Source organism: Agromyces lapidis (genome assembly GCF_009749405.1).
In the GTDB taxonomy this organism is placed as follows: domain Bacteria; phylum Actinomycetota; class Actinomycetes; order Actinomycetales; family Microbacteriaceae; genus Agromyces; species Agromyces lapidis.
The window spans coordinates 217,896-231,871 of record NZ_WBIQ01000010.1 but is presented as its reverse complement, the minus strand read 5'-3'; the positions used below and the strand labels follow the sequence as shown (position 1 = coordinate 231,871).

The 13,976-nt window shown below is 71.0% G+C and carries 13 protein-coding genes; 6 read left to right on the top strand and 7 right to left on the bottom strand.

Annotated elements, in window-relative coordinates:
• The first annotated feature begins 5 nt into the window (after window positions 1-5).
• On the top strand, window positions 6-1,199 hold the full coding sequence (locus tag GQQ93_RS17190; protein ID WP_157425456.1) for a RimK family alpha-L-glutamate ligase: 1,194 nt from the start codon (window positions 6-8) through the stop codon (window positions 1,197-1,199).
• A gap of 116 nt (window positions 1,200-1,315) precedes the next feature.
• On the opposite strand, the gene GQQ93_RS17185 is transcribed toward GQQ93_RS17190, so the two are convergent.
• The 3 genes from GQQ93_RS17185 to GQQ93_RS17175 form a co-directional block, all read right to left on the bottom strand.
• Window positions 1,316-1,690 (bottom strand): GntR family transcriptional regulator, encoded by a 375-nt coding sequence (locus tag GQQ93_RS17185; protein WP_157425455.1) that lies wholly within the window; start codon window positions 1,688-1,690, stop codon window positions 1,316-1,318.
• A 15-nt stretch (window positions 1,691-1,705) separates the two neighbouring features.
• Window positions 1,706-2,143, bottom strand: coding sequence for an Lrp/AsnC family transcriptional regulator (locus GQQ93_RS17180; RefSeq protein ID WP_157425454.1), 438 nt, complete (start codon window positions 2,141-2,143; stop codon window positions 1,706-1,708).
• Window positions 2,144-2,214: 71 nt separating this feature from the next.
• On the bottom strand, window positions 2,215-2,835 hold the full coding sequence (locus GQQ93_RS17175) for a TetR/AcrR family transcriptional regulator C-terminal domain-containing protein (RefSeq protein WP_157425453.1): 621 nt from the start codon (window positions 2,833-2,835) through the stop codon (window positions 2,215-2,217).
• A 119-nt stretch (window positions 2,836-2,954) separates the two neighbouring features.
• Between GQQ93_RS17175 and GQQ93_RS17170 the strand changes: the two genes are divergently transcribed.
• Both GQQ93_RS17170 and GQQ93_RS17165 read left to right on the top strand, forming a co-directional pair.
• Window positions 2,955-4,610: an amidohydrolase gene (locus GQQ93_RS17170; protein ID WP_157425452.1), complete on the top strand. Its 1,656-nt coding sequence runs from the start codon at window positions 2,955-2,957 to the stop codon at window positions 4,608-4,610.
• Window positions 4,611-4,639: 29 nt separating this feature from the next.
• Entirely contained in the window at window positions 4,640-6,019 is a 1,380-nt protein-coding gene (locus GQQ93_RS17165; protein ID WP_157425451.1) for an APC family permease, read from the top strand.
• Between the two features lie 78 nt (window positions 6,020-6,097).
• Here the strand turns inward: GQQ93_RS17165 and GQQ93_RS17160 are convergent, their stop codons facing one another.
• Complete coding sequence (locus GQQ93_RS17160) at window positions 6,098-7,576, bottom strand: SDR family oxidoreductase (protein WP_157425450.1); 1,479 nt, start codon at window positions 7,574-7,576, stop codon at window positions 6,098-6,100.
• A 145-nt stretch (window positions 7,577-7,721) separates the two neighbouring features.
• Between GQQ93_RS17160 and GQQ93_RS17155 the strand changes: the two genes are divergently transcribed.
• Window positions 7,722-8,525: an LLM class F420-dependent oxidoreductase gene (locus GQQ93_RS17155; protein ID WP_157425449.1), complete on the top strand. Its 804-nt coding sequence runs from the start codon at window positions 7,722-7,724 to the stop codon at window positions 8,523-8,525.
• Between the two features lie 21 nt (window positions 8,526-8,546).
• Here the strand turns inward: GQQ93_RS17155 and GQQ93_RS17150 are convergent, their stop codons facing one another.
• Together GQQ93_RS17150 and GQQ93_RS17145 are read right to left on the bottom strand one after the other, a co-directional pair.
• Entirely contained in the window at window positions 8,547-9,329 is a 783-nt protein-coding gene (locus tag GQQ93_RS17150; RefSeq protein WP_157425448.1) for a hypothetical protein, read from the bottom strand.
• 78 nt (window positions 9,330-9,407) lie between these two features.
• Window positions 9,408-10,157: a DUF4097 family beta strand repeat-containing protein gene (locus GQQ93_RS17145; RefSeq protein ID WP_212277380.1), complete on the bottom strand. Its 750-nt coding sequence runs from the start codon at window positions 10,155-10,157 to the stop codon at window positions 9,408-9,410.
• A 125-nt stretch (window positions 10,158-10,282) separates the two neighbouring features.
• Between GQQ93_RS17145 and GQQ93_RS17140 the strand changes: the two genes are divergently transcribed.
• Window positions 10,283-11,803, top strand: coding sequence for a peptide MFS transporter (locus GQQ93_RS17140; RefSeq protein WP_157425447.1), 1,521 nt, complete (start codon window positions 10,283-10,285; stop codon window positions 11,801-11,803).
• Between the two features lie 46 nt (window positions 11,804-11,849).
• On the top strand, window positions 11,850-12,641 hold the full coding sequence (locus GQQ93_RS17135; RefSeq protein ID WP_157425446.1) for a polyprenol monophosphomannose synthase: 792 nt from the start codon (window positions 11,850-11,852) through the stop codon (window positions 12,639-12,641).
• Here GQQ93_RS17135 and GQQ93_RS17130 read toward each other — a convergent pair.
• Complete coding sequence (locus GQQ93_RS17130) at window positions 12,593-13,834, bottom strand: ROK family transcriptional regulator (protein ID WP_170296234.1); 1,242 nt, start codon at window positions 13,832-13,834, stop codon at window positions 12,593-12,595. The two genes, GQQ93_RS17135 and GQQ93_RS17130, sit on opposite strands and share 49 nt — an antisense overlap.
• Window positions 13,835-13,976 lie beyond the last annotated feature (142 nt).

Genomic DNA, 13,976 nt, shown 5'->3' with positions numbered 1-13,976 from the left:
ACCCGATGAAACTCGCGATCCTCTCGCGCGCGCCGCAGGCGTACTCGACCCAGCGACTGCGTGCCGCCGCGCAGCAGCGGGGTCACCAGGTGAAGGTGCTCAACACCCTGCGTTTCGCGATCGATCTCTCTGGGCCCGAGCCCGATCTGCAGTTCCGCGGGCGTCCGCTCTCCGACTACGACGCGATCCTGCCGCGCATCGGCAACTCGATCACGTACTTCGGCACCGCCGTGGTGCGCCAGTTCGAGCAGATGGACGTCTACACGCCCAACACCGCGAACGGCATCTCGAACGCCCGCGACAAGCTGCGCGCCAACCAGATCCTCTCGCGCCACAACATCGCGCTGCCGCCCACCGCGTTCGTGCGCAACCGCGCCGACGTACGACCCGCGATCGAGCAGGTCGGCGGTGCACCCGTCGTCATCAAGCTGCTCGAGGGAACGCAGGGCATCGGCGTCATCCTCGCGCCGCAGGTGAAGGTCGCCGAGGCCATCATCGAGACGCTGCACTCGACGAAGCAGAACGTGCTCATCCAGAGGTTCATCGCCGAGAGCCGTGGTCGCGACATCCGCGCCCTCGTCGTCGGCGACCGCGTCGTCGCGGCGATGCGCCGGGTCGCGAGCGGCGACGAGTTCCGCTCGAACGTGCACCGGGGCGGCAGCGTCGAGGCCGTCGAGCTCTCGCCCGAGTACGAGCTCGCGGCCGTGCGCTCGGCGCAGATCATGGGGCTCAAGGTCGCGGGCGTCGACATGCTCGAGGGCAACGACGGCCCGCTGGTGATGGAGGTCAACTCCTCGCCCGGCCTGCAGGGCATCGAGACGGCGACGAACCTCGACGTCGCGGGCGCGATCATCGACTACATCGCGAACCAGGTCGCGTTCCCCGAGATCGACGTGCGCCAGCGGCTCACCGTCTCGACCGGATACGGCGTGGCCGAACTGCTCGTGCACGGCAACGCCGACCTCGTCGGCAAGACCCTCGGCGAGTCGGGCCTGTGGGAGCGCGACATCACGGTGCTCACCCTGCACCGCGGCACGAACGTCATCCCCAACCCGCGCAAGGGCGTCGTGCTCGAGGCCGACGACCGGCTGCTCTGCTTCGGCAAGCTCGAGGAGATGCGGTCGATGATCCCCGAGCGCCGTCGCCGCCGTGCGAAGGTGCGCAAGCTCCCGAAGCAGCCGCTGCAGCAGAGCGAGTAGCGCGTCGCGCTCACTCGCGTTCCGCTCCGGGGGTCACTTTCGGCCAATTCGCTGCGGCACGGCCCGCGGATCTGGCGGAAAATGACCCCGGGAATGGGAGTGGTGCTGCGGCAGGGTCAGCCGGCGTCGAGCGCCGCGGTCACGATGTCACGGGCGGCGGATGCCTCGACCCCGAGCCTGCTCGCAAGCGACGCGTAGTCGGCCGCCGCGACCTGCAATGCGCGCTCGGCGGGGTCGCCGTGCTCGGTCACGAAGGTGCCGTTGCGGCCGCGCCCTTCGATGACCCCGTCGGACTCGAGCGCCTTGTACGCCTTCGCGACGGTGTTCACCGCGAGGCCGAGCTCTTCCGCGAGGGCGCGCACGGTCGGCAACTTCGAGCCGGGCGCGAGCCGCCCGCTCGCGACGGCGGCGACGACGGCGGCGTGCAGCTGCTCGTAGGGGGCCGCGGACGCGTTCGCGTCGATCGCGAGGCCGAGGCCGGAGGCATCCATGTCGGGGATCGCGGGTCAGTCTCGACTGCGGTTGACGAGGCGCGAGAGCACGATCGCGCTGCGCGTGTGATCGACGTTCGGGGCGATGCGCACGCGCTCGAGGGCTTCTTCGAGCGAGGCGATGTCGCGGGCGCGGATCTGCACGATCGCGTCGGCGGAGCCGGTGACGGTGCCCGCGTAGACGACCTCGGGCACGTCCTGGAGGATGCGCTTGAGCTCGTCGGGGGCCACGGTGCCCCGGCAGAACAGCTCGACGTAGGCCTCGGTCGACATGCCGTCGACGGTGGGGTCGACCTGGATCGTGAACGAACGGATCACTCCGTCGGCGACGAGCCGGTCGACGCGGCGCTTGACCGCCGAGGCGCTGAGCCCGACGGAGGACCCGATGTCGCCGTACCCGGCCCGGGAATTCTGCCGCAGCAGGTCGAGGATGGCGCGATCGAGGTTGTCCATGGTGGGAGTGTACGCGGGTTCTTTGCGCCGTGACACCCGCTCGCGCGGGATTCGTGCGGGATGCTGCGGTGTCAGTCGGCGACCGCGAGGGTGGCGCGTCTGGCGCGGAGGCCGTCGAGGAGTGCGGAGATGCCGAGCTCGAACGCGGCTGCGGCGCTCGTGGACTCCTCGTAGCGCGGGTCGAGGGCGGCGTGCGCCCGTTCGAGCTCGGCGGGTACCGAGGCCTGATCGAGCATGTCGCTCGGCGCGACGATGTCGAGCGCCGAACCGAGCACGTGCGCCTCGACCGTGCGCATGACGGCGACCGCGTCCTGCAGGGGCCAGCCGCCGTCGATGAGCGCGCCGATGACGTCGTCGTAGATCACGAAGGTCGACACGTCGCGGATCGGGGTGGTCGCGAGCACGCGGATGAGGTTCGGGTGGGCCGCGAAGGCCGTGAGATACGAGCGCGCCCAGGCCTCGAGCGCGACGTCCCACGGGTGCTCGGCGAAGGGCGAGGTGTCGATGCCCTCGACGATGCGGGCGCGCACGAGCTCGATGAGCTCGTCGCGGCTGCCGACGTGGTTGTAGAGCGAGGAGACCTGCCGGTTCACCCGCTTCGCGAGGCTGCGCATGGTGAGCGCCTCGCTGCCGTGCTCGTCGACGAGCTCGAGGGCGGCGTGCACGAGCTGCTCGCGATTCACCGTCGACATCGATGCACCTCGACTCTTCCGTCTGCCCTGCCGAGAGTGTAGCCTCTCACCACTGATACGAACAGTGTTCGTATGAACATCGTTCGTACGACGCTCCCGGCTCACGAAGGCAACGGTGCATGACGACGATCCACTTCTCCGGCGGAACCATCTGGCGCGGCGCGGGAGCGCCCACGGCGCGGTCGCTCCTCGTTCAGGGCGGGGTGGTCGTCGCGTTCGATGACGAGGCGGATGCCGCGGCCGTCGCCGCACGCGCCGCGGGGCCGGTGGAGTCGGTCGACCTCGGCGGCGGGTTCCTCATGCCCTCCTTCGGCGACGGTCACGCCCACCCGCTGTTCGGCGGACTCGAAGCCGAAGGGCCGGCGGTGCGCGACTGCCGCACGGTCGACGAGATCGTGGCCGCCGTCGCCGAGTACGCCGCCGCGCACCCCGGCGAGGAGTGGATCGTGGGCGCCTCCTACGACCCGAGCCTCGTCGAAGAGGGGCTCTTCGACGCGCGCTGGCTCGACGCCGCGGTCGCCGACCGGCCGGTCGTGCTGCGCGCCTACGACTACCACACCGTGTGGGTGAACTCCCGGGCGCTCGAGCTCGCCGGCATCGACGCAGAGACGCCCGAGCCGGTGCTCGGCGAGATCATGCGCCGCGCCGACGGCACCCCCCTCGGCACCCTGCGCGAGTGGGGGGCGGTCGAACTCGTGCTCGACGCCGCCGGGGTCAGGCCGGCAGATGAGCGCATGCGCGCGCTGCGACGGGCGGGGGAGTACTACCTCGAGCGGGGCGTCACCTGGGTGCAGGACGCCTGGGTCGAGCCGGGCGACGTCGACAGCTATCTCGAAGCGGCGGAACGCGGCATCCTGCCGGTGCGTTTCAATCTCGCCCTGTACGCCGACCCCCGGCGCTTCGCCGAGCAGCTGCCGGTCATTCGCGAGTCGCGTCGCCGGGTCGACGCGCTCGGTTCCCCGATGCTCACCGCGAACACCGTGAAGTTCTTCGCCGACGGGGTCATCGAATCCGAGACCGGCGCCCTGCTCGAGCCCTACTGCAGCGGGCTCCACGACCACGGCGATCGCGGTCTCGGCATGACGGTCTGGGAGGGCGACTCGCTCCGCGACGCCGTGCTCGCCGTCGACGCCGCCGGGTTCCAGGTGCACATCCACGCGATCGGCGACGCCGCCGTGCGCCAGGCCCTCGACGCCGTCGAGCACGCGATCGACGCGAACGGACCGCGCGACCGTCGCCCGGTGATCGCGCACGCCCAGCTGGTCGACGAGGCCGACCTCGGCCGCTTCGCCGAGCTCGGCGCGGTCGCGTGCATGCAGCCGCTGTGGGCGCAGCTCGACCCGCTGATGACCGTGCTCACCGTGCCGCGCCTCGGGCGGGCCCGCGCCGACCGGCAGTACCGGCTCCGCACGATCGACAGCTCGGGCGCCGTGCTCTCGTTCGGCTCGGACTGGCCCGTCAGCTCGGGCGCCCCGCTCGACGGCCTCGCGATCGCCGTCTCCCGCCGCACGCCCGACGGCGTGCCCGAGGACGGCTGGACGCCCGAGGAGATCCTGCCCGTCGAGCGCGCGCTCGACGCGTACTCGACCGCCGTCGCCCACCAGGCGTTCGCCGACGAGGCATCCACCCCTTGGGGCCGCATCGAACCCGGTGCGAGCGCCGACCTCGTCCTGCTCGCGCGCGATCCGCGCGACACCCCCGCCGGCGACCTCGCCCGCGTCCCCGTCCTCGCCACCTATCTCGCAGGAAGCCCCCGATACCGCGCGGCAACGTAGCCCCGCACCCACGAAAGGATCCCCCGTCCATGTCCCACTCCCCGGCCCCCGAACCGCTGATCTCCCCGACCCGGGCCACCGCGCAGGTGACCCAGGGCCGCTTCAAGCGGGTGCTCGGCACCCCGTCGCTCGTGCTCTTCGGCCTCGTCTACATGGTGCCGCTCACCGTGTTCACGACCTACGGCATCGTCACGCAGCTGACCGGCGGGCGCGTGCCCGTCGCCTACCTGATCACGCTCGTCGCGATGGTGTTCACCGCCCGCTCCTACGCTCGGATGTCGGTCGCGTACCCGTACGCCGGCTCGGCCTACGTCTACACCCAGCGCAGCTTCGGCGGCGCCGTCGGGTTCCTCTCGGGGTGGGCGCTGCTGCTCGACTACCTGTTCCTGCCGATGATCAACTACCTCGTGCTCGGCATCTACCTCTCGGCGTCGTTCCCGGGCATCCCCGCCTGGGTCTTCGTGGTCGCCGCGATCGCCCTCGTGACCGTGCTCAACGTCGTCGGCATCGTGTCGGTGAACCGCACGAACTTCGTCATCATCGCGGTGCAGACGATCTTCATCGTGGTGTTCCTCGCGCTCGCCTTCTCGACGGCGGCCGGCAACGGGGTCGACCCGCTGCTGCCGTTCACCGGCGACGGCACGGTCGAGGGCTTCGGGGCCTTGTTCGCGGGCGCCGCGATCCTGTGCCTGTCGTTCCTCGGCTTCGATTCGGTCTCGACCCTCGCCGAGGAGGCGAAGGACTCGAAGCGCTCCGTTCCCCGCGCCATCATGATCACCACGCTCACCGCCGGCGCGATCTTCATCGTGATCTCGTACGCGGCTCAGCTCGTGTTCCCCTCGAACGCCTTCACCGACGTCGACTCCGCGGGTCTCGACGTGGTGGCGGCCGCGGGCGGCGAATGGCTCTCGGCGCTCTTCATCGCGGGCTACGTCGCCGGTGCGACGGGGTCGGCGCTGACCTCGCAGGCCTCGGTCGCCCGCATCCTGTTCGCGATGGGCCGCGACGGCGTGCTGCCGCGCGCAGTCTTCGGCCGCCTCAGCAAGCGCTTCGGCACACCCGTGGTCGCGGTGCTCATCGTGTCGGCGATCTCGATGCTCGCGCTCGTCTTCGACCTCATGCTCCTGAGCGAGATGATCAGCTTCGGCGCCCTCATCGCGTTCTCGGTCGTGAACCTCTCGGTGATCAAGCACTACTTCATCGACGGCCGCGAGCGATCGGGTCTCGCCGTGCTCAACAACCTCGTGCTGCCCCTCATCGGCTTCGCGCTGACGGTGTGGCTCTGGACGAGCCTGTCGGGCCGCACCTTCATCATCGGCCTCCTGTGGCTCCTCGTCGGCGTGGTCATCCTCGCGATCGCGACGAAGGGCTTCCGTCGGCCGACCCCGATGCTCGACCTGAAGGAGTGAGGTCGGCGGCGGAGCCGAGGTTCGCCGAATCATGGGTCATCGGGGCGCTCCGCGCCTCGAGGCGGCCTCGGCCACGAGTCATCGGGGCGCTCCGCGCCTCGAGGCGGCCTCGGCCTCCGCCGTGATGCGATTCGCCATTCCCGTGAAGATCATGTTGTGAAAGGGCACGATGAGCCACCAGTAGAGGCGGCCCGACAACCCCTTCGGGAAGAACACCGCCCGCTGCCGGTACCTCGAGCCGTCCTTCACGGCCGTGGCACTGAGTTCGAGCCATGCGCGACCCGGCATCCGCATCTCTGCGCGCAGACGCAGGAAGCCGCCCCGGTCGATGGCTTCTACCCGCCAGAAGTCGACGGCATCGCCGACGTGCAGTACGCGCGCGTCGCGCCGTCCGCGCTGGAGTCCGACGCCGCCGGTCAGTTTGTCGACCCAGCCCCGAATCGCCCACAGCACGGGGAACGAATACCACCCGTTCTCACCGCCGACGCCTTCGATCACGCGCCAGAGTTCGCCGACGGGAGCCGTGCAACGCTGTTCCCGCTCGTCGACGTACACCGTGTGCCCCGACCAGTCGGGGTCGCTCGGCAGCGGATCGCTCGGAGCACCGGCCACCTCGGTGTTGCGCCAACTCGTCTCGACCTCGCCCTGACGCTCTCGCTCGAGCGCGAGCCGCACTGCGGTGCGATACGGAAGCAGGCCCTCGGGAGGCGGCGGAATGACGTGATCGATGTCGTGATCGTGCATCACGCAGTCGAACTGCAGCGACTCGATGATCGGAACGGCGAGCCGGCGCGGGATCGGCGTGACGAGGTTCACCCATTGCCCGGCGAGCCACGGGGTGAGCACCGGCAGCGCGGCGATCGGACGCTGCGGCAGCCCCGCCTCGACCGCGTATCCGTTCATCAGCTGGCCGTAGCGAAAGATGTCGGGGCCGCCGATGTCGAATGCGCGGTTGACCTCGGGGGGCACGTCGAGCGCATGGATCAGGTAGTGCAGGACGTCGCGCACCGCGATCGGCTGGATGAAGTTGCGCACCCAGCGGGGTGCAGGCATGTACGGGAGCACCTCGGTGAGATGACGGATCATCTCGAACGAGGTCGAGCCCGAGCCGATGACGACGCCGGCCTGGAGGACGATCGTCGGCACCCCGGACGCCAGGAGAATCTCGCCCACCTCCACGCGTGAACGAAGGTGCCGTGAGAGTCGATCGGCGGCAGGATGCAGGCCGCTGAGGTAGACGATCCTGCTGACGCCGTGGTCGCGCGCCGACGACGCGACGTTGTTGGCGACGGTGCGCTCGATCTCGGTGAAGTCCCCGTCCTTGCCTCCCATCGAGTGCACGAGGTAGAAGACCGCATCGATGTCGCGCATCGCCCGGTCGACCGCTGCTCGGTCGCCGAGATCGCCCGGCACGATCTCCACCGATGCCGCCCAGGGAACGTCGCGAAGCCGTTCCGGCCGACGGACGACGACCCTGACCTCGTGGCCGGCCTCGACGAGTCGGGGCACGAGCCGTCCGCCGACGTACCCCGACGCACCCGTCACCAGCACGCGCATGAGCGACCTCTCTTCGCCGCGTCGTTCGGTTGTCCGCCCCGACCACCCCGGCGGATCACCGTTGCGCCGAGCATATCGGCCTCGGCTCGTGCCGTCTCGTGCGGCGGCGGCTCGCCGCATCCGGACTGCTGTCTAGGCTGTCGGCATGCCCTACGACGATCGAGTGCGCCTCGGCGTGCAACTGCAGCCCCAGCACGCCCCGTACCCGGCCATCCGCGACGCGGTGCTGCGCCTCGAAGACCTCGGTGCCGACCTCGTCTTCAACTGGGACCACTTCTTCCCGCTGCACGGCGACCGCGACGGCCTCCACTTCGAGGCGTGGACCATGCTCGGCGCCTGGGCCGAGCAGACCGAGCGCATCGAGTTCGGCACGCTCGTCAACTGCAACTCGTACCGCAACGCCGACCTGCAGGCCGACATGGCCCGCACGATCGACCACATCTCGGCGAAGGGCGGCCAAGCCGGACGCTTCGTGTTCGGCACGGGTGCGGGGTGGTTCGAGCGCGACTACGACGAGTACGGCTACGAGTTCGGCACCCGCGGCTCGCGGCTGAACGCGCTCGGCGCGGCGCTGCCGCGCATCGAGGCGCGCTGGGCGAAGCTCAACCCCGCCCCGACCCGGCGCATCCCGGTGCTGATCGGCGGCAAGGGCGAGCAGAAGACGCTCCGGCTCGTCGCGAAGCACGCCGACATCTGGCACTCCTTCGTCGCGCCCGACGAGCTGGCCCACAAGCTCGAGGTGCTGCGTCGCTGGTGCGACGAGGTCGGCCGGGATGTCTCGGAGATCACGGTCTCGAACGAGCTCGACCGGCACGGGGTCGACCTCGATCACGCCGACGCCCTCTACGACGCGGGCGTTCGGCTCTTCACGATCGGGGTCGACGGGCCCGACTACGACCTCGCTCCGGTGCGGCGCTGGCTCGCCTGGCGCGACGAACGCAACGGTTGACTCCAGCGCGAGGACGGCGCGTCACTCGGTGGCGGGCTTCTCGGCGGCGCTGAGCCCGGCGGTGCCGTCGGCGTGCAGGCTCGCGGTGATCGGCGGCCCCTGGTCGGAGAAGCCGAAGCTGACCGCCAGTCCTTCCGGCGGCAGGACGCCCTGGTCGGTGCAGGCGCTGCCGGCGCCGATTTCGGGCACCACCACGACGAGGCACAGGTCAGCACCCCCGCCCAGGGTCGCGGCGTACACGGCGGCGCCGTCGGATCGCGTGACGAGCAGCCGAGTTCCCGTCCGATCGAGATTGCTTCCCGCGAGCACGTCGTTGGCCACCCTGTCTGAGGGCCGTTGCTCGCGCTCGAACACCTCGTAGACGGGCGTGAGCTCCACAGGCGTGCCCGTTCCGGTGATGACGGATGGCTCGGTGCTCGCTTCCGCCTGCGTGTCGGCCCCGGTCGCGTCGGGCGCCCCCGCGCCCGCCGGAGCGGCCGTGAGCCCTGAGATGCCGACGCCCATGGCGATTCCGACCACGAGGGCCGCGACGCCGGCGCCGATCGCCCAGCGCATCGTCGTCGACGAGGTATCTCGTTCGCGCGCCGGGGCGACGACACCGCCTGGTGACGCCGGGGAGCCGGAGTCGTCAGGCGCAGCAGCGGCCGTCGACGGTGCGACCGCGGATGCGGTCGCGCTCGCCGCGGCATCCGACATCGCCTGCAGCTCGGCCTCGGCGGCCGCGCGCTCCTCCGGCGGAGTGTCGGCGCCATAGGCCAGCCGCTGCAGGCGGCGCAGCCGTTCGTCGTGGTCGGATGCCTCCACTCGCCCTCCCCGGTCGCGCCGGCGGCGGCCGGGTCAGCTCAGGATGCCGCACCGATCGCGCCGGGGCAAGAGGCGGGATCAGCCGCCGGAGACCGTGATCGACCCGTTCGAGGTAGACAGGTCGAGCAGGAACTCGCCGTCGGCGAGGTCGTCGATGTCGACGTCGACCGAGCCGTTCGAGGTGTCGGTCTCGACGCGGTAGCTCGCCTCGCCGGCCGGCACGGCGACGTCGATCGAACCGTTCGAGGTGTGCGCCTCGACGCTCTGCGGGGCTGCCAGGCTCAGCTCGATCGCCCCGTTCGAGGTCGAGGCGCTCACGCCGTCGCCGGCGAGCCCGCGGCCCTCGATGCGGCCGTTGCTCGTCTTCGCCTCGATCTCGCCCGTGACGTCGTCGAGCTCGATGCGTCCGTTGCTCGTCTCGACCTCGACCTCGTTCACCCCGGTGAGGGTGATCGCCCCGTTCGAGGTCGCCCCGCTGACGTCGAGGCCGACCGGAACCTCGACCGTGTAGTCGACCGAGCAGTTGCGACCGCATCCGCCGAGCACGAGCACGTCGCCCTGCACCTCGACCGTCGCACCGATCTCGCGGGCACCGCGATACGACACGGTGCGCGACACCGAGACCGACGTGGCGCCCTCGACGCCCTCGATCGTCACGCGGCCCTCGGGGTGGTCGATCTCGATCGACTGCACCTGCTCGTCGAGGGTGGCGTCGTCGCTGAAACGTTCGATCGGCGCGAGCCAGGCGCATCCGCTCATCGCGATCGTGGCCGCCGAAGCGACCGCGACGATCGCGATCGCCCGGCCCGTGCGCGTCATCCGAGTCATGATGTCCCCCTTGCCGTCGGGCGCTCTCGCCCCCACCATCGATGCTAGCCAGCTCCGCTGAGCCCGGAACGGGGGATCACCCCCGGATCGGGTCGAGGGATCGCGGTCGGGGTAGGGTGAGGCGCATGGGCAGCGTCACCGAACCTGCCCCGGGGGAGTCCGGGCTGCCTGAGCCCACGAACGGCAGCACGCCGGTCGAGCGCGACACCCGGGGCGACCACGGCTTCTTCGGACAGCCCCGATCGCTCGCGAACATCTTCGGCGTCGAGATGTGGGAGCGCTTCAGCTTCTACGGCATGCAGGGCATCCTGCTGATCTACCTGTTCTACTCGACCGCCGAGGGCGGCCTCGGCATGGACAAGACCACCGCAGCCGGCATCGTCGGCGCGTACGGCGGCGGGGTGTACCTCTCGACGATCCTCGGTGCCTGGCTCGCCGACCGGATCCTCGGCAGCGAACGGGTGCTGTTCTTCTCGGCCGTCGTGATCATGGCCGGCCACGTCGCACTCGCGCTGCTGCCCGGGTTCGTCGGCGTCGGCGTCGGGCTCGTGCTCGTCGCCTTCGGGTCGGGCGGCCTCAAGGCGAACGCCACGAGCGTCGTCGGCACGCTGTACTCCGAGCACGACCCACGCCGCGACGCCGGCTTCGCGATCTTCTACCTCGGCATCAACCTCGGTGCCTTCCTCGGGCCGATCCTCACCGGCCTGCTCGCCTCGACGCTCGGATTCCACTGGGGCTTCGGGCTCGCCGCGGTGGGCATGGCGATCGGACTCACCCAGTACTCGTTCGGGCGCAAGCGGCTGCCGGCCGTCGCGTCGGCCGTGCCGAACCCGCTGCCCCGCGATCGCATCGGACTCGTGATCGCGATCGCCGTCGCGTCCGTCGTCGCGGTCGCCGTGCTCGTGCTCACCGGCGCGATCACCGCGACGAACCTCGTCACGTGGGTGATCCTCGGCACGATCGTCGCGGCGATCGCGTACTTCGGGGTGATCCTCGGGAGCCGGCGCATCGAGGCCGTCGAACGCCGCCGCGTGCTCGGCTTCATCCCGCTGTTCATCGCGAGCGTCGCCTTCTGGTCGCTGTACCAGCAGCAGTTCACCGTGCTCACGATCTACTCCGACGAACAGCTGAACCGCGACCTGTTCGGCTGGGAGATGCCGGTCTCGTGGGTGCAGTCGATCAACCCGATCTTCATCATCATCCTGTCGGGAGTCTTCGCCGCGATCTGGACGAAGCTCGGCGACCGCCAGCCCTCGACGCCCATCAAGTTCGCACTCGGCACCGCCATCATGGGCATCGCGTTCCTCCTGTTCATCCCCTTCGCGGGCGGCGCGGCGAACTCCACGCCGCTGCTCGCGATCATCGGCATCCTCTTCGCGTTCACGGTGGCCGAACTGCTGCTCTCGCCGGTCGGCCTCTCGGTGACGACGAAGCTCGCGCCGAAGGTGTTCCACACCCAGATGGTGGCCCTGTTCTTCCTCTCTGTGGCGCTCGGCTCGGCGATCTCGGGGCGGCTCGCCGAGTTCTACTCGAGCGAGAACGAGGTCGTCTACTTCGGAGTGCTCGGCGGCATCGCGATCGTGCTCGGCCTCGCGCTCGCCGTGGGCAGCCGCGGGGTGCTGAAGCTCATGTCGGGGGTGCGCTGACCTGGCGCGCACGACGCGACCTGCGTGAGCGGTTACGATTCGAGGGATGTCCCGACCGCTCGTGGTGATCCCCACGTACAACGAACGTGAGAACCTCGCCGCCATCGTGGGCCGGGTGCGCACGGCCGTTCCGGATGCCTCGGTGCTCGTCGTCGACGACGCCTCGCCCGACGGCACCGGGGTGCTCGCCGACGAGCTCGCGGCGGCCGACGACGCCGTGCAGGTGCTGCACCGCGCCGGCAAGGCGGGACTCGGCGCCGCCTATCTCGCCGCCTTCGACTGGGCGCTCGGCCACGGCTTCGACCCGATCGTGCAGATGGACGCCGACGGCTCGCACCTGCCCGAGCAGCTGCCGGCGATGCTCGCCGCGCTCGCCGGGGTCGACCCCGCGGGCGAGCCCGTCGATCTCGTGATCGGCTCGCGCTGGGTGGCGGGGGGTTCGGTCGAGAACTGGCCGAAGCGGCGTCAGCTGCTGTCGCGAGGCGGCAGCGCGTACGCCCGCTGGGTGCTGCGGCTGCCGACGCGCGACGCGACCGCCGGGTATCGGGCGTTCCGGGCCGACGGGCTGCGACGGGTCCGGCTCGACGACGTGCACACCCGCGGCTACGGGTTCCAGGTCGACATGCTGTGGCACGCCCGCGAGGCGGGCCTCACGATCGCCGAGGTGCCCGTCACCTTCGTCGAGCGCGAGCGCGGGCGCTCGAAGATGAGTGTCGGCATCGTCGTCGAGGCGATGCTGCACGTCACCGGCTGGGGCATCGCGAGCCGGTTCCGCCGCACGTCGCGCACTCAACCGGCGAGCAACGACGGCTCGGCGACGAGGCGCTCGCGCGCCTGACGCCGGGCGCCCGCGAACACGGCGCCGTGCCCGAGACGGGCCGGCGCGAGCGTCGGGATCGCCTCGAGTGCGCCGCCGCCGATCGTCGGCCGGTTCGCGCGGAACGCGGCATCGACATCGCCGAGGAGGACGCCCCAGTAGCCGCCGACGATGACCGCGGACGGGTCGAGCGTCGGCACGACGAGCTGCAGCGCACGGCCGATCCAGTGCGCGGCGTCGAGCCACGACCAGCGTGCCCGGTCGTCGGCGGCCGCGACGCGCTCGACGAGCTCGGAGAGGGCCGCCGTGCGGCCGTTGGCTGCGGCGAACTCGGAGAGGCCGGCGCGCTCGAGCACGAGCTCGGGGGCGGCGACCGTGGTGAGGCAGCCCTGCTGTCCGCACGTGCAGCGCGCGCCGCCGGGCACGACCGGGAGGTGCGCGAAGGTGGCGGCGAGGCCGTGTGCGCCGGTGAGCGGGCGCCCGCCCGAGATCGCCGCGGCGGTCACCGAGTCATCGCCGGCGATGAAGAGCAGCTCGTCGATGCCTGGCAGTTCGGCGTGCTCGGCGAGGGCGGCCGCCGTCGCCGTCGGCAGCAGGGTGATCGGCAGGGACAGTCGTGGCTCGAGCTCGGCGACCGTCGGAGCGAGGATCCGCAGCGCACCGAGCACGTCGACGGGCTCGCTGCCGAGCCGGGCATCGGTGACCACGACCGCGGGGCGACCGACGACGGCGCCGTCGACGAGGACGGTGAGATCGGCGACCGGATGCTCGCCGCGCTGCGCCCGGGCGACGGCACGAGTGAGCACCAGTGCGAGGAGCTCGAGCGGGTCGGCGGCGACGCCGTCGACGGGGATCAGCGGTTCGACGAACCGGGCGATCTCGTCGCCGCCGAGCGTGGCGACGGCGGCCACGGCATCGTCGGGGGTGAGCGTCGCGGTGACGAGCACCCGGTCGGCCGCGGTGAGCGCGAGCGGCGCCGCGCGGCCGTCGCCCGAGGCCGCGGAGCCCCCTGGGCGCAGCACGCCGGCGTCGAGCAGGCGCGAGGTGAGTCCCGCGATGGTGCCGCGTCCGAGCCCCGTCGCCGTGGCGAGTTCGGAGCGGGTGGCCGGCCCGTGGACGACGAGGTGGTCGAGCAGCCGGGCCGATTGCGCCCGATGCACCTCGTCGAGCGGGCCGGTGGTGGTGGGTACGGGAGATTCGCCGGCCGCGGTCATGTCGCAAGCATGCTCGGCTCGCGTCGCGCGGTCACGTACCCCGTTCGGGGGGCATTTGGTACCACTGCGCCCCGGCTCACGCAGGAAAATGGGCTGCATCCCTCGCTGTGAGTGGGGGATGCAGCCCATTTTCCTGCAGTAG